The sequence below is a fragment of the Vibrio sp. 1641 genome (assembly GCF_033339995.1).
Classification (GTDB): domain Bacteria; phylum Pseudomonadota; class Gammaproteobacteria; order Enterobacterales; family Vibrionaceae; genus Vibrio; species Vibrio alginolyticus.
Map to the genome: position 1 here is coordinate 1 of NZ_JAWOVP010000384.1, position 572 is coordinate 572.

Below are 572 nucleotides of genomic sequence, written 5' to 3' on the forward strand. Positions count from 1 at the left end.
TATGAGTGCTGTCAGCCACCGAACCATCTTTCATTTTGATCGTAAAGTGCAGGGTTACTACCGAATCATTCGTTATTGTTGTCACGTTACTGCTTCCTTGTTCTTGGGTCATTACGTCTATCCGCTTTGTCTTTTTATACACTGATGTGCGGATTTGCGCTCCAACATAATAAAAAGCGTCGTACGAATCAACGGACGACGCTTAGGGTTATTCGACTTTTCCAATATACATGGCCACGATTTAGGCTTTTGCTGTGTCTTTCTTGCGAAAACCGTCTAGGATAATCATCGCCGCACCAAGACAAATCGCCATATCAGCAAGGTTAAATGCCGGCCAGTGATAATTTCCCCAGTAGAAGTCTAAGTAATCGACCACAAAACCATGGATCACGCGGTCAAATACGTTACCAACTGCACCGCCAATAATCATGGCGTAAGCAATGTTGTTCCACTTTTCTTTTGCAGGAAGCTTACTCATCCAATAAGTCAAAAGACCTGTGACTATAAATGCGATACCGGTAAACAACCAACGTTGCCAACCCGCTTGATCGCTCAAAAAGCTGAAAGCTGCG

The 572-nt window shown here is 43.9% G+C and carries 1 protein-coding gene and 1 pseudogene; both read right to left on the reverse strand.

Going from position 1 to position 572, the window contains the following annotated elements:
• Positions 1-112, reverse strand: a pseudogene (locus tag R7Z47_RS26110) (peptidylprolyl isomerase); the annotation flags it as partial.
• Positions 113-241: 129 nt separating this feature from the next.
• Positions 242-572 (reverse strand): signal peptidase II (gene lspA, locus R7Z47_RS26115; protein ID WP_318130934.1); only part of this gene is annotated, 331 nt, incomplete at its 5' end.